This is a genomic window from Candidatus Hydrogenedentota bacterium (assembly GCA_019637335.1).
Lineage (GTDB): Bacteria > Hydrogenedentota > Hydrogenedentia > Hydrogenedentales > JAEUWI01 > JAEUWI01.
Genome location: JAHBVV010000013.1, coordinates 75,114 through 95,504 on the forward strand (window position 1 = coordinate 75,114; position 20,391 = coordinate 95,504).

General features: G+C 63.9%; 20 protein-coding genes and 1 pseudogene. 12 read left to right on the plus strand and 9 right to left on the minus strand.

Features of this window, described 5'->3' with window-relative positions; translation table 11 throughout:
* Window positions 1–103 precede the first annotated feature (103 nt).
* The gene (locus KF886_15010) at window positions 104–1,162 is read left to right on the plus strand and encodes a uroporphyrinogen decarboxylase (GenBank protein MBX3178667.1); all 1,059 of its coding nucleotides are present in this window, start codon (window positions 104–106) and stop codon (window positions 1,160–1,162) included.
* Window positions 1,163–1,254: 92 nt separating this feature from the next.
* Complete coding sequence (locus KF886_15015) at window positions 1,255–1,467, plus strand: hypothetical protein (protein ID MBX3178668.1); 213 nt, start codon at window positions 1,255–1,257, stop codon at window positions 1,465–1,467.
* Between the two features lie 115 nt (window positions 1,468–1,582).
* On the opposite strand, the gene KF886_15020 is transcribed toward KF886_15015, so the two are convergent.
* A complete protein-coding gene (locus KF886_15020) occupies window positions 1,583–1,873 on the minus strand; it encodes a transcriptional regulator (GenBank protein MBX3178669.1) in 291 nt (96 codons plus the stop codon).
* Window positions 1,870–2,490 (minus strand): hypothetical protein, encoded by a 621-nt coding sequence (locus tag KF886_15025; protein MBX3178670.1) that lies wholly within the window; start codon window positions 2,488–2,490, stop codon window positions 1,870–1,872. Before KF886_15025 ends, KF886_15020 begins: the two co-directional genes overlap by 4 nt.
* 289 nt (window positions 2,491–2,779) lie before the next feature.
* On the opposite strand from KF886_15025, the gene KF886_15030 reads away from it, so the two are divergent.
* Window positions 2,780–4,219, plus strand: coding sequence for a deoxyribodipyrimidine photo-lyase (locus KF886_15030; protein MBX3178671.1), 1,440 nt, complete (start codon window positions 2,780–2,782; stop codon window positions 4,217–4,219).
* A 21-nt stretch (window positions 4,220–4,240) separates the two neighbouring features.
* Here KF886_15030 and KF886_15035 read toward each other — a convergent pair whose 3' ends face one another.
* A complete protein-coding gene (locus tag KF886_15035; protein MBX3178672.1) occupies window positions 4,241–4,807 on the minus strand; it encodes an isoprenylcysteine carboxylmethyltransferase family protein in 567 nt (188 codons plus the stop codon).
* Window positions 4,808–4,995: 188 nt separating this feature from the next.
* On the opposite strand from KF886_15035, the gene KF886_15040 reads away from it, so the two are divergent.
* Together KF886_15040 and KF886_15045 are read left to right on the plus strand one after the other, a co-directional pair.
* A complete protein-coding gene (locus KF886_15040) occupies window positions 4,996–5,673 on the plus strand; it encodes a response regulator transcription factor (GenBank protein MBX3178673.1) in 678 nt (225 codons plus the stop codon).
* Window positions 5,660–7,048: a HAMP domain-containing protein gene (locus tag KF886_15045; protein ID MBX3178674.1), complete on the plus strand. Its 1,389-nt coding sequence runs from the start codon at window positions 5,660–5,662 to the stop codon at window positions 7,046–7,048. The genes KF886_15040 and KF886_15045 overlap by 14 nt, the downstream gene beginning before the upstream one ends.
* A 52-nt stretch (window positions 7,049–7,100) precedes the next feature.
* On the opposite strand, the gene KF886_15050 is transcribed toward KF886_15045, so the two are convergent.
* Window positions 7,101–7,373, minus strand: a complete 273-nt coding sequence (locus KF886_15050; GenBank protein ID MBX3178675.1) for a hypothetical protein — start codon at window positions 7,371–7,373, stop codon at window positions 7,101–7,103.
* Window positions 7,374–7,380: 7 nt separating this feature from the next.
* Here KF886_15050 and KF886_15055 point away from each other — a divergent pair, with 7 nt between their 5' ends.
* Window positions 7,381–7,650 carry a DUF2281 domain-containing protein gene (locus tag KF886_15055; protein ID MBX3178676.1) on the plus strand — a complete coding sequence of 90 codons (270 nt, stop codon included), beginning with the start codon at window positions 7,381–7,383 and terminating at the stop codon, window positions 7,648–7,650.
* Window positions 7,647–8,042 carry a type II toxin-antitoxin system VapC family toxin gene (locus KF886_15060; GenBank protein ID MBX3178677.1) on the plus strand — a complete coding sequence of 132 codons (396 nt, stop codon included), beginning with the start codon at window positions 7,647–7,649 and terminating at the stop codon, window positions 8,040–8,042. Before KF886_15055 ends, KF886_15060 begins: the two co-directional genes overlap by 4 nt.
* A 22-nt stretch (window positions 8,043–8,064) precedes the next feature.
* Here the strand turns inward: KF886_15060 and KF886_15065 are convergent, their stop codons facing one another.
* Window positions 8,065–9,504, minus strand: a complete 1,440-nt coding sequence (locus KF886_15065; protein ID MBX3178678.1) for an arylsulfatase — start codon at window positions 9,502–9,504, stop codon at window positions 8,065–8,067.
* A 360-nt stretch (window positions 9,505–9,864) separates the two neighbouring features.
* Between KF886_15065 and KF886_15070 the strand changes: the two genes are divergently transcribed.
* The 3 genes from KF886_15070 to KF886_15080 are packed head-to-tail and all read left to right on the plus strand — an operon-like array spanning window position 9,865 to window position 13,565.
* The gene (locus tag KF886_15070) at window positions 9,865–10,995 is read left to right on the plus strand and encodes a VWA domain-containing protein (protein ID MBX3178679.1); all 1,131 of its coding nucleotides are present in this window, start codon (window positions 9,865–9,867) and stop codon (window positions 10,993–10,995) included.
* A gap of 3 nt (window positions 10,996–10,998) precedes the next feature.
* Window positions 10,999–11,709 (plus strand): response regulator transcription factor, encoded by a 711-nt coding sequence (locus KF886_15075; protein ID MBX3178680.1) that lies wholly within the window; start codon window positions 10,999–11,001, stop codon window positions 11,707–11,709.
* Entirely contained in the window at window positions 11,706–13,565 is a 1,860-nt protein-coding gene (locus KF886_15080; protein ID MBX3178681.1) for a HAMP domain-containing histidine kinase, read from the plus strand. The genes KF886_15075 and KF886_15080 overlap by 4 nt, the downstream gene beginning before the upstream one ends.
* 265 nt (window positions 13,566–13,830) lie before the next feature.
* On the opposite strand, the gene KF886_15085 is transcribed toward KF886_15080, so the two are convergent.
* Together KF886_15085 and KF886_15090 are read right to left on the minus strand one after the other, a co-directional pair.
* Window positions 13,831–14,304, minus strand: a complete 474-nt coding sequence (locus KF886_15085) for a hypothetical protein (protein ID MBX3178682.1) — start codon at window positions 14,302–14,304, stop codon at window positions 13,831–13,833.
* A gap of 336 nt (window positions 14,305–14,640) precedes the next feature.
* Window positions 14,641–14,727: pseudogene (locus KF886_15090) on the minus strand (prepilin-type N-terminal cleavage/methylation domain-containing protein).
* A 117-nt stretch (window positions 14,728–14,844) separates the two neighbouring features.
* Between KF886_15090 and KF886_15095 the strand changes: the two are divergent.
* Entirely contained in the window at window positions 14,845–15,324 is a 480-nt protein-coding gene (locus KF886_15095) for a GNAT family N-acetyltransferase (protein MBX3178683.1), read from the plus strand.
* Here KF886_15095 and KF886_15100 read toward each other — a convergent pair.
* A complete protein-coding gene (locus KF886_15100; GenBank protein MBX3178684.1) occupies window positions 15,321–16,304 on the minus strand; it encodes a type II secretion system protein in 984 nt (327 codons plus the stop codon). The genes KF886_15095 and KF886_15100 overlap by 4 nt on opposite strands.
* Before the next feature lie 786 nt (window positions 16,305–17,090).
* Here KF886_15100 and ltrA point away from each other — a divergent pair.
* Window positions 17,091–18,482, plus strand: a complete 1,392-nt coding sequence (gene ltrA / locus KF886_15105; GenBank protein MBX3178685.1) for a group II intron reverse transcriptase/maturase — start codon at window positions 17,091–17,093, stop codon at window positions 18,480–18,482.
* Window positions 18,483–18,781: 299 nt separating this feature from the next.
* On the opposite strand, the gene KF886_15110 is transcribed toward ltrA, so the two are convergent.
* The gene (locus tag KF886_15110) at window positions 18,782–20,317 is read right to left on the minus strand and encodes an ammonia-forming cytochrome c nitrite reductase subunit c552 (GenBank protein ID MBX3178686.1); all 1,536 of its coding nucleotides are present in this window, start codon (window positions 20,315–20,317) and stop codon (window positions 18,782–18,784) included.
* Window positions 20,318–20,391 lie beyond the last annotated feature (74 nt).

Sequence of the window (20,391 nt, forward strand, 5' to 3'; positions counted from 1 at the left end):
GCGCAACGTGATCGGCGGCTATACTTCACATACTTGCCCTTGATATTCTCTCGGGCGAGCGCGCGGCCAACAGCGCGCGGACATCCCACCCGAGAGGCAGCACATGACCCAGGCAGTAGTGAACGATACCCTTATCCAGGCCTTGCGCGGCGAGACCACCCCCTACACCCCGATCTGGATGATGCGGCAGGCGGGCCGCACCGATCCGGAGTATCTCAAGTACAAAGCGGCCACCGGGTTGCCCCTCGAAGACCTCTTCCGCCACCCGGAACACGCCACGGCCATTACGTTGCTGCCCCAGCGCTTCGGCGTCGACGCGCTCATCTATTTTCAGGATATCCTCACGCCGCTCACGCCGATGGGCGCGCATTTCATCTTCGATCCGGGGCCGAAACTCGTTCAACCGATAAACGCGATCGCCGATCTCGACGCGCTGCGCGAATACGACGTGGCCGGTGAACTCCCGTTCGTTCGGGAAACCTTCGACCGTATCCACGGCGCCCTCGGCGGCGCGCTGCCCGTCCTCGGTTTTGCGGGCGCCCCGCTCACCCTCGCCGTGTTCATTCTCGAAGGCAAAAGCTTCGGCGAGTCGGCGTCCCGCGCCATGGCGGCGCTGGAGGAACATCCCCGCGAGGTGCATCGCCTGCTCGACCGCATCGCCGCCATGACCGTCGATTATCTGAAATATCAGGCCGAATGCGGCGTCGCCGCGGTGCAGCTGTTCGAGTCCGCCGCGTTTCTGCTGTCCGAGACCCAGTACCGGGAGTTTGCGCTGCCGTACCAGCAACAGATCTTCGCTGCGCTCCAGGGCGTCGTCCCCACGATCAACTTCGCCCGGGAATGGAACAATCTGGACGATCTCGACGCCGCGGGAGCCGACGTCATCAGCCTGCCCGCCTCCATCTCCGTGCGGGAAGCACGCGAACAGCTCGGCGAAAGCCGGGTCCTCCAGGGCAACCTCGACAACCACCTCCTCGCCCATGGCGACGAGGCCGCCATCGCCGACGCGGTCGTCGAATGTGTCAACGCGGGCGAACACCGGGGCCACATCTTCAACCTGAGCCACGGCCTCCTGCGCGAGACCCCCTTCGATCGCGTCACCCGGCTCGTCGAGCAGGTCCACGCCTGCCGCGCGGAAAGCGCCACAAAGAGATGCGGCTAACCGGGCAGGCGCCCCACGTTTCGTTCGCGCCTGCTGAACGTTTGAACAATTTGAGGTGTTGTTTCGCAATGCCAACCTGGAGGACTCCGCGTATGAAGATTCTCACCAAGGACGCGACTAGTGGCGAACAGCTTCAAGCAGCGTTTTTCGCGGTTGTCGGAACGTTGAGTTGTGTTTACTCTATCTTCTCCCAACGGAACATCGAGATGCTCATTTTTGGGTGGTTGCTCTTAACAAATCTCGCCATCCTCGAAAACCGGGCGATGATTCGTGGACTCAAGGCGAAATCCACCCAGATGGATTGAGTCACATCGCGGATCAATGGCGCCACACAAGCCGCGCACAGAAGGTCGGGCGCTTCCGCCATGGCGCGTCTTCGGGGTGCCCGGCACAAGGCCCCCGCCAACCCATTGGCCTTTGCTACGACCCAATAATCGCCCGCAAGGCCGCGACATGCCTCTCGAAGGCCGCCCGCCCCTGGTTCGTGGCCTGGACAAAACTGCACGGCTTTTTCTTCACAAAGGTTTTCTCCATGGCGATGTAGCCACCCTCTTCCAGCTTCTGCAGGTGGGCGCCCAGGTTGCCGTCCGTGGCGCCCGTGCACGCCCGCAATTCGACGAAGTTGATTTGCTGCCGGGGCTCCAGCGCCACCAGCGCCGCCATGATCTTCAGCCGGAGCGCCTGGTGGATCAAGGGGTCCAGCGCGCTCATGCCCGCTGCCACTTCCGGCGGCTGATGTAGCCCGCCGCGATGAGGCCGCCGCCGCCGAAGAAGGCCATCCACAAGTAGAAATAATCGTACGCGAAATAGAACCCGATGGCGGTCAGCGCGGTTACGATGGCGCCGATGCAGGCGATGTAGGCCTGGCTGTTCAGGATGCCCCCCAGCACATAGATGCACATGGGCACCGTGGAAAATACCGCCGTAAATCGCATGGTGGCGTCGGGACTTTGAATCAGCGATTCGTTGAACAGGGGACCGAGCAGGAAAATCCAGAGGTATACATAGGCGAAGACGACCGGCCAGAGGATCCCGAATTTCCAACCATCTTTGTCGACGACGGATTCGCGCCCGCGCGCGATCACAAGGGTCAACACGATGCCGAGGAGCACCAGGGGGAGCCACACCATTCCCATGCCGTGGATGGAGACGTTCCCGGACTGGTAGTGGAAGTCACGGCCGAGATGCTGGGTGGTGAATGCGGCAATCCAGAGTGCGCCCCACAGCACGTAAATGATATCCGCACCTTTGTAATGGGCCCGCGCCCGGGTGCGTTTCTGCGAGGATTCGATGTCGCCCATGGCGGCGACTGCGTCGGTCTTGTTCATGGCGCCAGTCTCCTGAAGGTTAGTTTTCCATAAACTCTGTAATTCAGAGTACTCTATTGTATGTCCGTTGTCAAGGCCTTTGAGGAGGTCGGGCGCTTCCGCCACGGCGCGTCGTCGGTGTGCCCGAAACAAGGCCCCCCGGCAAGCCAGGGGACGCGCCACGCGCGTCTGCCGGTTGCGGTTTCCTGAGGTGATCCAAAAAACCGCATATATTTGACAAATATTAGACAAAATGGTAAGGTTGGGGCGAACACCCGTAGTCAAAAGCCGCCAGATCCGAGGCCAAGCCATGCCCGACACGTCCGTCATCTACTGGATTCGCAACGATTTGCGGCTCGCCGACAATCCCGCGCTTACCGCCGCGGTGAAGGCGGGCACCGTGATCCCGGTGTATATCTGGTCGCCTGCGGAGGAGGGGGCCTGGACGCCCGGCGGGGCCTCACGGGCCTGGCTGGATGCGTCTCTGCGGGCGCTTTCGGAGGCGTACGCGGCGGCGGGATCGCGGCTGCTCATGCGGGCGGGGCGTACGGCCGAAATCCTGCTCGCCCTCTGCGCGGAAACAGGCGCGGAAGCGGTGTACGCCAGCCGGCGCTACGAGCCCGACGCGCTGCGCCAGGAGGCGTCCGTGCGCGATGCGCTCAAGGAAGCCGGCATTGCGCTTCGGATGTACAACGGCAGCTTGCTGAACGCGCCCGACGCCATCGCGACGCAGGCGGGCGAGCCGTACAAGGTGTTCACGCCGTACTACAGGGCCTGCCTGGCCGGGAAGGATCCCGGCGAGCCCTATCCCGCGCCCGAACGCATCAAAGCGCCGAAATCGTGGCCCGCGAGCGATGGGCTGGAGGCCTTGCGCCTGGCGCCCGATCACCCGTGGGGCGATGCGATGCTGTCCCACTGGGGTGTGGGCGAAGCCGCCGCGCTGAGCGCGCTGGATGACTTTGCCACCGGACCGGTGGAATCGTATCCGGACCTCCGGGACCGCCCGGGTGAAACGGGCACGTCGCGCCTGTCGCCCCACCTGCACTTCGGCGAAGTGTCCCCGCGCCAGGTCTTCCACGCGGTGGCCAGCGGCGGGGGGACGGGGCTGGGCGCCGCGCGGGAAGCGTGCATCCGCCAGCTCTACTGGCGCGAGTTCGCGCACCACCTGCTCTACTACTTCCCGCATACGCCCGAGGAACCGCTGAAGGATATGTTCGCTCCCTTTCCGTGGGTGCGGGACGCCGGCGCGCTGCGCCGCTGGCAGCGCGGCCAGACCGGTTACCCGTTTGTGGACGCGGGCATGCGCGAACTCTGGGTCACCGGCTGGATGCACAATCGCGTGCGCATGGTCGTGGCGTCGTTCCTCGTGAAGGACCTGCGCATCCACTGGCGCGCGGGCGCGGACTGGTTCTGGGACACCCTCGCCGACGCGAACCTGGCGAACAACACGCTGGGCTGGCAGTGGGTGGCCGGGTGCGGCGCCGACGCGGCGCCGTACTTCCGCGTGTTCAACCCTATCACCCAGGGCATGAAGTTTGATCCCGAAGGCGCCTATGTCCGGCGCTGGGTCCCGGAGCTGGCGAAGGTTCCGGATAAGTACCTGCACGCGCCGTGGACCACGCCGCCGATCGAGCTCGCGGCCTGCGGCGTCACGCTCGGAAAGGACTACCCGCAGCCGATGGTCGATCACGACGAAGCGCGAAAAACGGCGCTGGCGATCTACGACGAGATCAAGTCGGCCCGGCGGTAATATCGGGCTTCGCTGATCGGCTCAGTTCAAGATCGTCAGAAGCTCAACCGCGGCGAAGGGAAGCAGCCAGAGCAGGCAGTGAAGCTCCGCGACGACGCTGGATCGGGCGTAACGCCGCACCTCGGCGTGCTCTCCGGCGCTTTCGGGCCACTTCGGCAACCAGCGCGGGGTGCTTTCAAGAAAGGCGCGGTAGGGGGTTCCGTATTTCTCGGCCAGGTGGGCCTCCTCGCGACGCACCACGAAGGTGTAGACAGCCGCGCACCAGGCCAGCATAAACGGCAGAAACCAGAGGAGCCCGGAAATGATGGTAAGCGCGAGAAGCATTGCCGTGTTCGCGATATAGATCGGATTGCGCACGAAGCGGTACGGTCCGGTGGTGGTGAGGTTTTTTCTCACCCGGAGCCGGTAGTGGAGGTGCATCTGCGCCCATACGCGCACGAGCACCCCCGCCGCAAACAGGGCGAGCCCCGCCGCCCAGAACAGCGCGTTGTGGCTGTCGTTCAGGTAAAAGCCCACGAGAATCGCGAAGCAGGGCGGAAGCATGAGAAGCCCGCGCTTCTTGTAGATGAAATTGTACGGCTTGTCCATGGAGATACTGCCTTTCCGGATCGGAGATTGTCGTACACGGAGAGTGTTTTCATCCGCAGTGTACCGCCCGGCGATGCGCCGGAACCTTGCGGCAAGATTGCCATTTGGCAATCTCTCCCGGCGGCGTCATCTGCTATACTGCGGCAAGCAACAAAGCGGGGCGGGCCAGGCATTTCGAGCACGGAACCATGCATGTATTGGTTGTAGAGGACGACGAGAAAATCGCGTCATTCATCGCGCGCGGCCTCCGCCAGGAGGGCTGCGCGGTCGATACGGCGGACAACGGGATCGATGGTTTCCACCGCGCCATGGAGGAGCACTACGACGCCGCCATCGTTGACGTTATGCTGCCCCGCCTCGGCGGGCTGGACCTTATCCGGGACCTGCGCAAGGAGGACAACCTGGTTCCCGTCTTGATTCTCAGCGCCCGGTCCTCGGTGGACGACCGGATCTCGGGGCTGCGGGCCGGGGGCGACGACTACCTGGTCAAGCCCTTCTCGTTTGCCGAGCTCATCGCGCGCGTCCAGGCGCTGGTCCGGCGCGCGCGCTCCGTAGCCGATCCCGTCACGCTTGCGGCGGGTGATTTACAGCTGGATCTCGCCCGCCGGACCGTCAGCCGCGCGGGCGTACCCATCGAGCTGCAACCGCGCGAGTTCGCGCTTCTCGAATTTCTGGTTCGCAACCGGGGGCGGGTCATCTCCAAAACCCTCATCATGGACCGCGTATGGGGCTACGATTTCGACCCCAGCACAAACGTGGTTGAATCTCGGATGAGCCGGCTCCGCGACAAGGTGGACCGGGGATTCCCGCACGCCCTCATCAAAACGGTGCGCGGGGCGGGGTACACGATTGATGACAAGGCGTAGGGTTCCAGGATCGCTCGCCCTGCGCCTGAGCGCCCTGTACGCGTCCCTATGCTTCGTTGCCATGGCGGCCGTGCTTTTCATTTCGTATGAGTACCTGGACGACTACTTGTGGAATCGCATCGACAACCATCTGCTCGAAGAGATACACGAATACCGCACCCTGCTGGAAAGCCAGGACCTGGACTTCATTTGTGAGTTGCTGCAACACGAGGCGCAATCCCACGAGTCCTCAGAGAGCTTCTTCCGGATAATCGACCATTCTGGTGTGATCCATTGCGAGACGGATATGGCCGCGTGGCCTGGCGTAAACGCGGAGCCAGTATTGATTGCGGAGGCCCGGGAATGGGGTTCCGCGTTCACAGTTCACAACCACCCGGACCGGGGCTTCGCGGTCCGCGTGGCCTACGGCGATCTCGGCGGCGGCTTCGTGCTGCAGACCGGCCAGTCGAGCACGGCGGACGGGTTGATGCTGCGGCACTTCAAACAGCTGTTCTTCGGCGCCGCCGCCGCCTTTTTCGTGTGCTCGATTTTCGCGGGCGCCATTGCCGGAGGCCGCTCGCTGAGCCGGATACAGCGGCTGACCGCGGCGGCGGACGATATCGCGGCGGGCGCCTGGGACCACCGTGTACCCATCAGCAGGCGCGGCGACGAGATCGACGAACTCGCGTCGGCGTTCAACACCATGGTGGACCGGATCCAGGTCCTGTTTAAGGAGTTGCGCGACGTTACGGACGACATCGCCCACGACCTCCGAACGCCGCTGATGCGGATACGCGGGGAAGCGGAGCTCGCGTTGCGGGAGGGCTCCGACCTTACCGGGCTCCCGGAGCGATACGGCAGCGTTCTCGAAGAATGCGATCAGATGCTGCAACTCATTAATACCATGCTCGAAATCTCTCAGACCGAGGCCGGAGTCCAGCCCATTACACGCTATCCCGTGGACCTGGCTGGCGTCGCGGACGATGTGGCGGAACTTTTCAGGCCCGCCGCGGAGGACCGGGGCATCCGCCTGGAGACCCGCATCGAACCGGCCCCGGAAATCCTGGGGGAGGCGTCCCGTCTGAAGCGGGCGCTTGCCCATTTGCTGGATAACGCGATCAAGTACACGCCCGAGGGCGGATCTGTCCATGTACGCGTCCACCGGGAAGGCGCCGAGGTGGCGGTCACGGTGGTGGACACCGGCGCCGGAATACCCGCCGCATCACTCGGAAAGGTGTTCAATCGCTTCTACCGCGCCGAAGCGAGCCGATCGGCGGCAGGGAATGGGCTCGGTTTGAGCCTGGCGCGGGCCATCGTTCGCGCGCATGGCGGGGATATCGAGGTCCAAAGCGAAGCCGGGCGCGGGGCCACATTCAAGATACGCCTGCCTATTTGATCGCTTCTGCGAGCATTCTGTTTACCGCGCGCCTGCCGCGATCGGGAGCCCCCTATTCCGCATCCAGTTCGGGGAAGGGAAACGGCTCGGACGGCGTCCGCGCTTCGCGCATGAGGCCCTCAAGGCGCGCGACGATGTCGGGGTGTTCGGCGGCCCGGTTTCGGGTTTCGCCGGGGTCCTCGGCGAGGTTGTAGAGTTCCGTTTCGAGCTTTCCGTTCTTGCGGATGTCCAGGCGGAGCGCTTTCCAGCCGCCCTCGCGGTAATATCGGGCTTCGTGACGGGCAGCCGATGTTTCACCCGGCGGTTTGCAGCGTGGTACCATCATGGAAACGATGGACCAGAAAGGCGTGGACTTCAGCGCCGGTAGCGGTCCGTTTACTCGGAGACTGCCCGTGAATATCGAAGCGAAAGTAATCGAATCGCTGCGAGCTCTTCCGCCCGAGCGGCAGTTTGAAGTGCTGGAATTCGTCGAATTCCTGAAGAGCCGCACTTCAGCGAGCCAGATCATGCGCCCCGCCGGTCTCTGCCGTGGAGAATTCATCGTACCGGACGGCTTTGACGCGCCGTTGCCCGACGAAGTACTTCGGGAATTCGAGGGATGAGGATGCTGCTCGATACGCATATATTCCTCTGGTACATCAGCGGAGACCCCCGCCTGCCCGCGGCGATGAATGCGGCGATCGCGGACACAAGCAACGCCGTCTTTCTCAGCGTTGTGTCAATTTGGGAATGCCTTGTGAAGGAACGGCTCGGAAAGCTTCCGCTACCCGCCCCGCCAGCAGCATACCTCACGCAACATCGGGTAAAGCACCAAATCGAAACCTTGTACCTTGATGAATCAAGCGTCAGCCGGCTTCCGTCGCTCCCCGATATCCATCGCGATCCCTTTGACCGCATCCTGGTATGCCAGTGCCTGAATCACGACCTGATAATGGTTACCGTCGACGATCTCCTGCGAAAGTACCCGGCGCCAACCTTTCCGTTGGGCGAGTAGGTCAAACCCTCACTATCCGTGACTACTCCGCATCCAGTTCGGGGAAGGGAAACAGCTCGGACGGCGTCCGCGCTTCGCGCATGAGGCCCTCAAGGCGCGCGACGATATCGGGGTGTTCGGCGGCCCGGTTTCGGGTTTCGCCGGGGTCCTCCGCGAGGTTGTAGAGTTCCGTTTCGAGCTTTCCGTTCTTGCGGATGTCCAGGCGGAGCGCTTTCCAGTCGCCCTCGCGCAGGGCCTGCTGGCCGCCGTAGGCGACGAATTCCCAGTAGAGGTAATCGTGCGCGGGCTGATCGCCCGTTCCCAGAAGCGCGGGAACCATGGATATCCCGTCGACCTTCACGTCGTATGCCGCGCCCGCCAGCTCCGCGAAGGTGGGGAAGAGGTCCCACATGGCGGAGACGTGGTCCGAGGCGCCACCGGCGGCAATTTTTCCGGGCCAGCGCGCCACGAAGGGAACCCGGATACCGCCTTCGAGCAGCGATCCCTTGCGCCCGCGGAAGGGGCCGGAACTTTCGAAGTAGTCGGAGTCCGATCCGCCCAGCCGGTCGAAGGTGGGGCCGTTGTCGCTGCTGAACACCACGAGCGTGTTCTCGTCGAGGCCGAGTTCCCTCAGCAGGGCCATGAGCTCGCCGATGCCCCGGTCCATGTGCGTGATCATCGCGGCGTATCCCGCGCGGGGGTGCGGATGCTCCAGGTAGTTGTCCCGGTGCTCATAGGGCGCCTCCGGAAGCGCGCCCCGGTATTCGGCGACGGATGAATCGGGGGCCTGGATGGAGAGGTGCGGGATGGCGAAGGGCAGGTAGAGGAAGAAGGGGCGCTCCCGGTTCTCGCGGATGAAATCCTTGCCCCACTGGACGAAGTAATCCTGCGAGTAGCTTTCGCCGTGCAGCGTGCGATCGTTGCCCGGCATAGCGATCTGCCGGCCGCCTTTCCAGAGGAAGCGTGGATAATGGTTATGCGCGTGCTCCTGGCAGAGGAAGCCGCCGAAATCGTCGAAGCCCTGCTTCAGCGGGTCGCCGCTGGAGCCCTCGTAGCCCAGGCCCCATTTGCCGTAGGCCGCCGTCGCGTAGCCGCGCGCCTGCAGGACCTCCGCGATGGTGAGGGTATCGTCCGGGATCGGGACCTGGCCAAGCCACTGCCAGTTCTCGGGATCCTTTACGCGTTCGCGGTTGCTGGCGTTGTTGCGGATGGGGGCGTGGCCCATGTGCAGGCCCGTCATCAGGCCGCTGCGCGCGGGCGCGCAGACCGCCTGGGCCGTGTAGTGTTGTGTGAAGCGCATGCCTTCGGCGGCGAGCCGGTCGATGTGGGGCGTCTTGATGTGCTTCTGCCCGTAGCAGCCGAGTTCCGCATAGCCCAGATCGTCCGCCAGGATATAGACGATGTTCGGCGGGCGCTCCGCGGCCAGGTCCCCTGAACTAAACAGGGCGGCCATCAACATCACGAATGCAAATGCGTACCGCATGAACGGTTCCTTTCTGGGCGCTGTGCCGGTGCATTTCAGGCCATGGTACGCATCCACCGGGATGTCCCTCAAGATTCATCCAGCGCGTGGGCACGGAATTCTGCGGAACTGTTCAACTTCTCCTCCTATTTTCGCTTCTTTTTCCTACTCGTGTGCATTCGTGGTTCAACAATTTGATCGCGGCCAACGGACGCTCCAGGCCCGCGTTACAAACGAGTTACAAAAATTTCGCGCGCCGCGTGATAGCGTTGTACCTGGAACCAGCAGGGCGAATCGCCCGGAAAGGAGCAGATTATGCTTATCGAGACGCTGCACGGAAACACAAGGGGAAGCGCGAGGACATCACGAAATACCGGCGGGCTGCGGCAGGGCGTACGGTGGGTGGCGGTACTTCTTCTGGCGGCGGCGGGGCCGGCGGTTGTCGCATCGGACCCGCCGGTCGGTACGCCACCGCCGCGCATCCAGCTCGCCCTGCTGCTGGACACCAGCAACAGTATGGACGGCCTGATCGATCAGGCGAAGTCGCACCTGTGGCGCATCGTCAATGAATTCGTCCCGGCAAGACTTGGGGACCGGTCGCCCGTGCTGGAGGTCGCTTTGTACGAGTATGGCAACAACGGCCTGAGCGCGGAATCGGACTGGGTGCGACTGGTCCTCCCCTTCACCACGGATCTCGACCTTTTCTCCGAGATGCTCTTCGGCCTGCGCACCAACGGCGGCAAAGAGTTCTGCGGCGCGGTGATTGAGCGCGCCGCGGGCGGACTCGCCTGGAGCGGAGCCGCCAGCGACCTCAAGGCCGTGTTCATCGCGGGCAATGAACCTTTCAACCAGGGCCACGCGGACTACCGCGTCATTTGCCCGCGTGCGCGGGAGCGGGGCATCGCCATCAACACCATCTTCTGCGGCGAACGCCAGGAAGGGGTCGCGACCTTCTGGCAGGATGGCGCAAACCTCGGCGGCGGGCGCTTCCTCCATATCGACCAGAACAAGGAGATCCGCCACATCGACGCCCCGCAGGACAGCGAGATCACGCGCCTGGGCCTCGAACTGAACCAGACCTACATCCCGTACGGCGCATCGGGCGCCGCAGGCGCGTCGAACCAGATCCGGCAGGACAGCAACGCCGCGTCGCGCAGCCGTTCCGTGGCCGTGGAGCGCCAGAAGGTCAAGGGCTCACGCTACTACAGCAACGACCACTGGGATCTCGTGGACGCGGCGGGCAAAGGCGTCAAGGTGCGCGAAATACCGGACGGGGAGCTCCCAGCGATCATGCGCGCCATGTCGCCGGAGGAGCGCGCGGCCTACGTGGAGCAAAAGCAGAAGGAGCGCAATGCGATCCAGGAACAGATCCGCGTGCTGAGCGCCGCGCGCGACGTCTACATCGCGGAGCAACAGCGGAAGCAGGGCGGCGCGAGCCAGGACGGCCTCGATGCTGCTATCATAGCCACCGTGCGCGACCTGGCCGCGTCGAAAGGTTTCCGGTTTGAATAGATCATGACAAAGCAACGCATATTGGTTGTCGAAGACGATGCCCCGATCCGTCGGGGCATCGCCGACGCATTGGAGTTCGACGGCTACCAGATCCTGCAGGCCGGCAACGTGGCGGACGGGCGCCAGATCGCCCTGGATGCCGCGTTCGACCTCTTGCTGCTCGACCTCGTCCTGCCCGACGGTCAGGGCCTCGACATCCTGGCGGACCTGCGCCGCGCCAAACCCACGGTCCCCGTCATCATCCTTACCGCCCTGGGCCAGGAAGATGATCGTGTGCGCGGACTCAAGGCCGGGGCGGATGACTACGTCGTGAAGCCCTTCAGCGTCAAAGAACTCCTCGCGCGCGTCGAGGCCGTCCTGCGGCGTTCGCCGGCGCGGCCCGGAGAATTCAACGTACTGCGGATCGCGGGGGTCACCATTGACTTCGAGCGCCGCGAAGCGCGGCTGCCCGGCGGCGCCCGCGCGGAACTCTCCGACCGGGAACTGGAATTGCTCCGCTACCTGGCGCAACACGGCGGCCGCGCCGTCTCGCGCGACGAACTCCTCGCCAACGTATGGCGCGTCGACCCGCGCGCGATCCTCGAAACGCGAACCATCGACATGCACGTGAAGCGGCTGCGCGAGAAACTCGGGGACGACGCCGCGCACCCCGCGCTCCTGTTGACCGTCCGGGGAAAGGGCTACATGCTGGCGCGGACCAGGGGCGCGCCATGAAACATCCGCTGTACATCGGCGCACTCGTTGCCGCTTGCCTCGCCGTCGGCGCCGCCGCCACCCTGTGGCTGGGCGCGACCATTTTCCGGCTGGACCGGGAACAGCGGGAATACCAGCAGCGTGCGGCGCTGGAGGAAAAGGTACGGCTCGCCCTGTGGCGGATGGACTCCGCGCTGGGCCCCTTCATCGCGGCGGAGAGCATGCGGCCCTACAACCTCTACAGCGCATTTTACCCGACGGCCGAGGCGGTCGACATCGCAAGCAACGCCGTCATTCACGATCCGGTACTGTTGCCCTCGCCCCTCCTGACCTTCAGTTCGCCCTATATCCGCCTCCATTTCCAGATAGACGCCGCGGGGCAACTTAGCTCGCCCCAGTTGCCCGATGAAGAACAACGCCCGCTCGCGCAGGAAGCGTATCTCGCACCCGGCGCGCTGGTGGAGGCACTCGACCGCCTGCGGGAACTCCGCCCGCTCGTGCAATACGAGCCGCTCCTCGCGCAGCTCCAGCAAACCGGCACGGGCCCGCCGCCGATCGAGCAGGCCAGCATGGCGCAGCCGGCCACGGACCCGGCGCAGGCGACCAGCAACATCTCCGAGCTATTGTCACGGAGAAATCAAGCGACCGCCCAACAGCAAGCGCCCCCCACAAAACTTTCTATCAAGGGCGGCGGCCGCGGGGGCCGCACCGGCGGACGGAGTGGCGACCTCGGATGGGTTGTAGAAAGCCCGCCTGCCGCCCCCCCCACGCCGTCCATGCCCGACACGGAGCGGGCCCCCGGCGCGCCCGGCTGGAACGAGGACCCGATGATCCCGCTCTGGGCGGGTGGCGAACTGCTCCTCGCGCGCACCGTGCGCAACGGCGGCCCCATCCTTCTCCAGGGATGCTGGCTCGATTGGCCCGCCATCAATGCCTGGCTGCTCGGATTGTGCGAAGACCTGCTGCCCGGCGCTCGGCTCGTACCGGCGGACAACAGCACCGCGTGGAACACTGAAATGCCCGGAAGACAACTCGCCTCCCTCCCCGCCCGCCTCGTGCCCGGCCCGCAGCCCACGGGAACCGCAGGCCGGACCTCACCGGTGCGGATCTACCTGCTCGCCTCCGTCGGCGGCATCGCCGTGGCCACGCTCGCCCTGACGGCGCTGCTGTGGGGCGCGGTCTCCCTCAGCGAGCGCCGCGGACGCTTTGTCTCCGCCGTCACCCACGAACTCCGCACCCCCCTCACCACCTTCCGCCTCTACACGGAAATGCTCGCGGGCGGCATGGTGTGCGATCCCGAAAAACGCCAGCAGTACTACGAAACTTTGCACGAGGAATCCGCGCGACTGTCCCACCTCGTGGAAAACGTGCTCGCCTACGCGCGCCTGGAGCGGGTGCGGCTCCCGGACCGGCTCGAAACACTCCCGGCAGGCAAGGTGCTGGAAAAAGTCGCCCCCCGCCTCGAAGCGCGCGCCGCACAGGGTGGCATGTCACTCGCCCTCGAAATCTCCGACTCCGAAGCCCCCATTCGCGTCGATCCCGACCTCGTGGAGCAGATCCTCTACAACCTGGTCGATAACGCCTGTAAATATGCATCGGCGGCAGGAGACCGGCGCATCCATGTCCGCACCGCGCTGGAAGGGCGCTTCGTGGCCATCCGCGTAAGCGATCACGGCCCCGGGATCCCGCCGCGCGACGCCAGGCGCATCTTCAGGCCCTTCACCAAGTCCGTCCATGAGGCCGCCCGCTCCGCGCCCGGCGTGGGCCTCGGGCTCGGCCTCAGCCGGAGGCTGGCCGCCTCCATCGGCGCCACCCTCCGGCTGGAACCGCACGGGGAAGGCGCCTGCTTCACACTCCGTGTGCCCCGCCAGGGCTGATGCCCGCCCTCCCGCTTCCAGCGCCACGAACTTACTTGTTTACTACAAGTAACTCCGCGCGTAACCATTCATCCATGGAGGTGTGACCATGCCACCGTCGGCGAACGGCTCGTTGCGCGAGTGCCCGATGTCTCGCATCTCGTCGACCGCGCCGTGGATCACGGCCTGATGACCCGAACCCGCCCAGAACACGCTCATCGGCCTGCTGGCGAGTCTCCGCAATGCGCGGTAGATGCTGGCGGAGGCGACGATGTTTTGAAAGCGATCACGGGCTAAACACGCGGTCGTAGCGACCCATGAACAGGGCGCTGTCCGGGCTTACCGGAAAGCGATCCGAGGGGTACCTGATGAACGTGGCGTGCCCGTCCAGGTAGAGGACGTTGCCGCCGCCCGGGACGTGGGAAAAGGGCTCGACGTTGCCGCTGATATGGTCCCACATGAGGGGGACTTCGCTGGCGGCTTTGCTGGAGGCGCCGGGGTTGTTGATGTCGGTGATCAGAAAGCGCTCGATGCCCTGGCGCAGCCGGTAGAGCGTATCTCCGCCGCCGGCCTGGGTGCCCGCGTGGGCGCCCGAGAAGGTGTAGTCGCGATCGCTGGCGGCGCCGTACGTCGCGATGTTTTCGAGGCCGAGCTCGCCGAAGGGCGTCGTCAGCATTTCGGCGGTCGTGTAGCGCCCGCCATTGGCCGTATCCGATCCCGGCGTACCCAGCAGCGCCCCGAGGACGTTCACGTCTTCCATCACGAGCCAGCCGGTGTAGTTGTAGGGCCCGCGGGCGAGTTCCTCGGGCTGAATTTCACCGTCGCCATTGCCCTTGTCTCCGTCGTAGCGCTCCAGCGGGGTGCCGCGCGGGGTGGAGGGACACCAGACCACCTCCAGGTCCGAGAGGTACTCCGGGTAGACATCGGGGCCGTTGAAAATGTGTTCGGCGCTCAGGTCGCCGAAGACGTTGCGAATGAGCCGCGGCGGGAAACGATTTCCGGCGCTCTCGTTGGCGTACATGTGCAGCGCGAGGCCAATTTGTTTGAGGTTGTTCTGGCAGGAGGCCCGCCGCGCCGCCTCGCGCGCCCGGGACAGGGCCGGAAGCAGCACCGCCGCGAGGATGCCGATGATGGCGATTACGACCAGAAGTTCGATGAGGGTAAAGCCCCGGGGTGACTTCAAGCGCTGCTACCTTTTCGTTACTCCCACCCATCCGTTCGACACCGTATCACGGCGTGTAGGTTATGTTCAACGCCGTGTAGATGCAAACGCGCGGGGTGATAGCGCATACTGCGCCGCATGATCCTCCGACCCTACACGCCCGGCGACCTCGACGCGCTTGCGGCCATTTACCGCGACGCCGTGCTGCGCATCGGGATTACCGCGTACAGCCCCGAGCAGGCGGCGGTCTGGGCCTCCTTTCCGGACGACCGGTCGGCATTCGCGGGCTTACTGGAAAAGGGGGTTGCGGTAGTGGCCGAGCTAGACGGCCGGCCGGCGGCCTTTTGCCATCTGCATCCAGCCGACCATGTCTCGCTGCTCTACACGGACCCCCGGCATGCGCGCCGGGGCCTGGCGACTTCGGTCTACCAGGCCGTCGAGGCGCATGCGCGGGAACTTGGGCAGCGCGTGCTCACGACGGACGCGAGCAAGATATCGCGCCCCTTTTTCGAGCGGCAGGGCTTCTCGGTCAGGCGCACGGAGCAGACCATCCGCCAGGGGGTCGCGTTCGAGCGGTACCAGATGGAGAAGCGCCTGGAACCGCCGAACGCGCGTTAGATCTGGCCCGGGAAGCGCCCCGGATAGGGCACGGACACGTAGAATTCCGCTTCGGGGCCGTTGCTGAAGCGGTGCAGCATGGTGTGGAAGACGATCCCGTAGACGTTCATGGGGAACCTCCGGTTGTTCGGGTAGTCCACGCCCTGAAAGTCCGCGTGGCCGAGGTCCGCCTGGCCCCATTTCACGAATTCCACATGCCCGTCCATGTACAGCAGGTTGCAGCCGCCCGGCACGTGGTTGAAGTGCCCGTCGTCGGCGATGTTGTCGCCCAGCACGAAGATCTCCGACTGGGCGCGCGCCGAGGCCCCTGGATTGTTGATGTCCGTGATGAGAAAGCGCTCGATCCCATCGCGCAGGCGGAATACGGTGTCGCCGCCCCCGTTTCCGAGGCCGTGCGCCACCGGCCAGTCGGCGTCCACCACATCGGGTTGCGCGAAGATCCGCTGTCCCTGGGCGATGATCTCCGCCTCGAAGGCGCCCACCCGCGCCGCATCGCTGGTCATTTCCGGCGAGATGGTCCAGCCCAGGTAGGTATACGGGTGGTCCGTGACCTCGCAGAAATCGACCCGACCGTTCTTGAGGTACGGCGCCACCTGGTTCGACAGGGCGTTGTCGCTGCCGGTGTTGTGCTGGTCCCAGGTTTCCAGGGCCGATGCGCCGTTGGGATTGCTGGGGCAGATCCCGAGATTGAAGTCGTTCAAGTAGTCGGGGTACAGGACTGACGGATCATAAATCTGCTCCCACGCGCTCACGGTGCCGTCGCAATGGTAGTTCTTCATCGGGGGATAGTGCTGGCCGCGGCTTTCGGCGGCGTACATCGTGAAGACGAGCCCCATCTGCTTGAGGTTGTTCTGGCAGTGCGCCCGGCGGGCGGCCTCGCGCGCACGGCTCAGCGCGGGGAGGAGAATGGCGGCGAGCACGCCGATGATGGCGATAACGACGAGGAGTTCGATGAGCGTGAAGGCGGATTTAGGCGACATTTCGGGGTTCCTTTTAGGTGTTTGTTATTTGTGATGATTTATTAATAATTTATCAATTAGTTGACACTAATTTATAATTTATGGCCTACTCCTGTCAAGAGGGGTGTTCTGGGAACTGCCACCGGCTGGCCAGTGCGCCGGGGGACTGCCTCCGGCTGGCCAGGCCGCTCAATCTTTGGCAGAGATGTGTCGAACCAGCCGGTGGCTGTACCCGCAGACAATTGTGGGTACAGTCGTTCAGGATGGGTGAGGTCACCGATTACGGATGAAGTTCCGGTTGCTTCGCAACCGGTACACAGCCGGGACGGCTGGTGCGGCCGGGCAAGGTCGTGTTTTTTTCTAGCGGGTGAGAATCCCGCCCCGGTAAGGTTGGCCGCCGCCGGGTAGCGAGTCCTTGGAGGGCGGGGAGTAATCCCCAACTTTAAGCGTAGGGCCGCAAGCATGTAGGCCGTAAGCCGTTAAGCGCGGACCCGTAGTCCGTAGGGTTGAAGGGATTGAGCCCCGAAATCCGGTCATTGGGTAGGACGACGCTTTTAGCCTGTCGGAAGTCAACACGGGCGGAGCTTAAGTGGCCTTGCTCCGTCCGCGCCCCGGGGTCAGAGACCATGGCATGCATGACACCACGAAAACACGGCAACCCGGGAGGCCCTGTGTTCCGCTTCCAGGGATGGGAGAGGACTCCAACAACCGTAACTGGAAAGGCGGAGTTTATCGGGCACAGGGAGTCGGATTGTCTCGTAGTACCGATGAAGGCGGGTAATTCCGCTGGAGGAAAGGAGATGACACATGGTCGGGCGATGTGAGGACACACCGGCTGCGCGCAGACGCAGGGAACCGGTGGCCACGAAATTGCATCGCATAGCATGCAAGGCCCGCAAGGAACCGGAATTCAAGTTCACCAGTCTATATCATCTGATGAACGAGGACCTGTTGCGGGGATGTTTCGCGCAGCTGCGAGGAGATGCGGCTGCCGGAATAGACGGGAAGACGAAGGCGGAATACGCCGAGAATCTGGAGGCGAATGTGGCCGGTCTGGTAAGCCGGCTCCACCGGATGGCGTATCGACCGCAAGCGGTCCGGCGGGTGTACATTCCCAAGCCGGGCAGCGACAAAGGCAGGCCACTGGGTATACCTGCCCTTGAGGATAAGCTTGTGCAGTCCGGGATGTCCCGCATACTGGAGCAAATCTATGAGCAAGATTTCATAGAGGACTCCTATGGGTTCCGGGCGAAACGCAGCTGCCACGACGCGTTGCGCGCCTTGAGCGTGACCGTGGAATCGGGCCGGATAGGGTGGATTGTGGAGGCGGACATCAAAGGGTTCTTTGACAACGTCGATCACGATTGGCTCATGCGCTTTCTGGCGCTCCGGATCGGTGACAGGCGTATGCTGCGCATGGTAAAGCGATTTCTCAAGGCGGGCGTGCTCGAAGAAGGCAAGTTGTACGCCAGCGAGGAAGGGGTGCCGCAAGGCGGCAGCATATCGCCCATACTCAGCAACATCTACCTTCACTACGTTCTAGACCTATGGTTCGAGAAAGGGTTTCGCCGCGTGTGCGGTGGAGCGGCGCGACTGATTCGCTATGCCGACGATTTTGTGGCCTGTTTCGCCACGCAGGCGGATGCGGAACGGTTTAACCGCGAACTCGTCACACGTCTGGCCAGATTCGGCCTTGAGGTGGAGCCCGCCAAGACCAAGGTGCTGGCGTTTGGGCCTGACGCGGCAAGGCGTGCGCGGCGAGAAGGGAAGAGGAAACCGGAAACGTTTGATTTTCTGGGCTTTACCCACTATTGCAGCAGAACACGCAACGGGCGGCGGTATCGCATGAAGCGGGTGACGGCGCGCAAGAAATTCCGCGTCAAACTCGCGGCCATGAAAGAGTGGCTGAAGGAAAATCGGGCGAAGATGACCACACTGGAACTATGGCAGAAGGTCTGCGAGAAACTGCGCGGCCACTATGGCTACTATGGGGTCACGGACAACTCTCGGGGAATTGGCCGATTCCACGAAGCGGTGAAGAAGCTGCTGTACAAGTGGCTCAATCGCCGAAGCCAACGAAAAGCCATGACCTGGGAGAAGTTCAACCTGATGGAAGGGCGATTTCCGCTGCCGCGGCCGCGTATAACAGTAAACCTGTTTGCGCGGCCCAAAGCCCCCGTACAAATCGACCTGTTATGACAGCATGTGAATGGCACTGTGAGGAGCCGTGTGCGTGAATAGCGCAAGCACGGTTCTGGGAGGGGCGGAGGGACAACCGAAAATGGACGGAATAACGTGGCACCGCCGAGAAATCAGGCGGCAAACAGAGAAAACAAACCCTGTCCTCAAATTCGGGAGCCCTCCGCCTACTCGACTCCTACTTTCTTCCATGCCATTTCGGAAAAAAGCCCACCACCCCTCCCGGGGTGATGGGCTGTCATTCCGTATTTCGATTGCACTTCGCATCCCGCTCGCTGAGCCGACGCGTTTTCCAAGCCCTACGACGCGGGGGACTGCCCTGCCGGGGTCACGCCGTGCAGCGGTTCGGGCTGTACCGTCGACGCCGGGGCCTCGGGGGCGCGCAGGCTGATCGCGGCGATGGTCGCCTGGCGCGAATAGTCGATAGACTCGGCCAACACCCGCGCCGCCTCCTGATCCGCGTGGAACCCGAGCGAGTTCTCGCTGCTGATGAAGTCGAGGCGCCACTGCGACTTGCGTTGCAGCTCCAGCACAGGCGCCAGGGCTTCCTCCGAGACGCCCGCCGCCTGCGCCGCCAGGATCGCGTCCAGCATGTCCGTCATCGCCACCGCCGCCTTCTCCATGAGCGCCTTGTGGCGTGACTGGATCGTGTCAACCCGGGCTTTCAGCTCGGATTCGGGCACGTTGTGGCAGGTCTGGCAGGCGTTGTTGATGTTGTTCATCGGGCTCTGGACCCAGTGGCTGCTGACCTTCATCGCGCCCTCGCGCTCGTAGGGCATGTGGCAGTCCGCGCAGGAGACCCCGCTGCGCGCATGGATACCCTGGCTCCAAAGCTCGAATTCGGGGTGTTGCGCCTTATACAGCGGCGCGCCGGTCTCGCCGTGCTTCCAGTCGTTGAACGGCGTGCCGTCGGGGAACTTATGCTCGTCGTACATCGCCTCAATAAGATCAACCGTCAGGCCTTTGTCCCATGGGAAGAACAATGTCTCCTTCGGGCCGCAGTAGTACTCCACGTGGCACTGCGCGCACACGAGACTACGCATTTCCTGGCGGGACGCGTCCCGGTTCGGGTCGTAGGGGGTTTTCCGGTCCCCTTTCCGCCAGCGATCGATACTCGGCAGGTGCGGAACCTCCGCATCGCCCGCGGCCAGCGCCGCAATGCCGTTTACCAGGCCGGGCCGCGTGACCCGCATCGCCATCGTCTTCGGATCGTGGCAGTCCACGCAGCTCACCGGGTGGCCGCCCGGATCGCCGTGTCCATCCGGCGTTTTGACCAGCTCGGCATGGGCATCCGGGTAGTCCATCGCGCCGAGAATCTCGAAGCCTTTCTGGACGGCGGGCCAGTTGAAGTCGGCGGCGAGCGCCTCAGCGTCCGCGGACTGCCCCATCGCTTCCAGGCCGAGGCGGCGGTAGGTCGGAACCACGCTGGAGTGGCAGTGCAGGCATGCGCCCGGTTGCGATCGCTCGGTAACGCGTTTCGTCGCGAGCTGATCGGAAAGCATATACGCGTGGCCCCGCGCTTCGCGGTAATCGATCGAAAACGCGTAGCCCGAATACAGGCGCACCAGCCACGGGTGCTCTTCAAGCTTCTGCGCGGGCATTGCGCTCGACCCCCCGTAGAAGCGCGCCGTGTCGGCCGTCCGCTTGTAGCTGTCGTGCTGGCGCGGCCAGTTCATGCCCCACGGCTCGGGGTCGGTCGAAATCTCGTTCACCTCCACCAGGCGTATAAAGGGCGTGCGCGCCTCTTGCTTGCGCCCGAAAATGTTCACCAGAAGCGCCGCCACCGCCACCGTCGCCACCGCCGCCCCGGCGAAGAGCCCAATCAGCACCGGCATGTTGATCCGATCCAGAAGTCCCGTTTTTTCGCTATTGCTCATGATGCCCTGTCTTTCCTTCCGTTGCTGTCGGT

Coding starts and splice junctions, on each gene's coding strand:
- KF886_15010 (MBX3178667.1), top strand. CDS start 104: ATGACCCAGGCAGTAGTGAACGATACCCTTATCCAGGCCTTGCGCGGC.
- KF886_15015 (MBX3178668.1), top strand. CDS start 1,255: ATGAAGATTCTCACCAAGGACGCGACTAGTGGCGAACAGCTTCAAGCA.
- KF886_15020 (MBX3178669.1), bottom strand. CDS start 1,873: ATGAGCGCGCTGGACCCCTTGATCCACCAGGCGCTCCGGCTGAAGATC.
- KF886_15025 (MBX3178670.1), bottom strand. CDS start 2,490: ATGAACAAGACCGACGCAGTCGCCGCCATGGGCGACATCGAATCCTCG.
- KF886_15030 (MBX3178671.1), top strand. CDS start 2,780: ATGCCCGACACGTCCGTCATCTACTGGATTCGCAACGATTTGCGGCTC.
- KF886_15035 (MBX3178672.1), bottom strand. CDS start 4,807: ATGGACAAGCCGTACAATTTCATCTACAAGAAGCGCGGGCTTCTCATG.
- KF886_15040 (MBX3178673.1), top strand. CDS start 4,996: ATGCATGTATTGGTTGTAGAGGACGACGAGAAAATCGCGTCATTCATC.
- KF886_15045 (MBX3178674.1), top strand. CDS start 5,660: ATGACAAGGCGTAGGGTTCCAGGATCGCTCGCCCTGCGCCTGAGCGCC.
- KF886_15050 (MBX3178675.1), bottom strand. CDS start 7,373: ATGATGGTACCACGCTGCAAACCGCCGGGTGAAACATCGGCTGCCCGT.
- KF886_15055 (MBX3178676.1), top strand. CDS start 7,381: ATGGACCAGAAAGGCGTGGACTTCAGCGCCGGTAGCGGTCCGTTTACT.
- KF886_15060 (MBX3178677.1), top strand. CDS start 7,647: ATGAGGATGCTGCTCGATACGCATATATTCCTCTGGTACATCAGCGGA.
- KF886_15065 (MBX3178678.1), bottom strand. CDS start 9,504: ATGCGGTACGCATTTGCATTCGTGATGTTGATGGCCGCCCTGTTTAGT.
- KF886_15075 (MBX3178680.1), top strand. CDS start 10,999: ATGACAAAGCAACGCATATTGGTTGTCGAAGACGATGCCCCGATCCGT.
- KF886_15080 (MBX3178681.1), top strand. CDS start 11,706: ATGAAACATCCGCTGTACATCGGCGCACTCGTTGCCGCTTGCCTCGCC.
- KF886_15085 (MBX3178682.1), bottom strand. CDS start 14,304: ATGGAAGACGTGAACGTCCTCGGGGCGCTGCTGGGTACGCCGGGATCG.
- KF886_15095 (MBX3178683.1), top strand. CDS start 14,845: ATGATCCTCCGACCCTACACGCCCGGCGACCTCGACGCGCTTGCGGCC.
- KF886_15100 (MBX3178684.1), bottom strand. CDS start 16,304: ATGTCGCCTAAATCCGCCTTCACGCTCATCGAACTCCTCGTCGTTATC.
- ltrA (MBX3178685.1), top strand. CDS start 17,091: ATGGTCGGGCGATGTGAGGACACACCGGCTGCGCGCAGACGCAGGGAA.
- KF886_15110 (MBX3178686.1), bottom strand. CDS start 20,317: ATGCCGGTGCTGATTGGGCTCTTCGCCGGGGCGGCGGTGGCGACGGTG.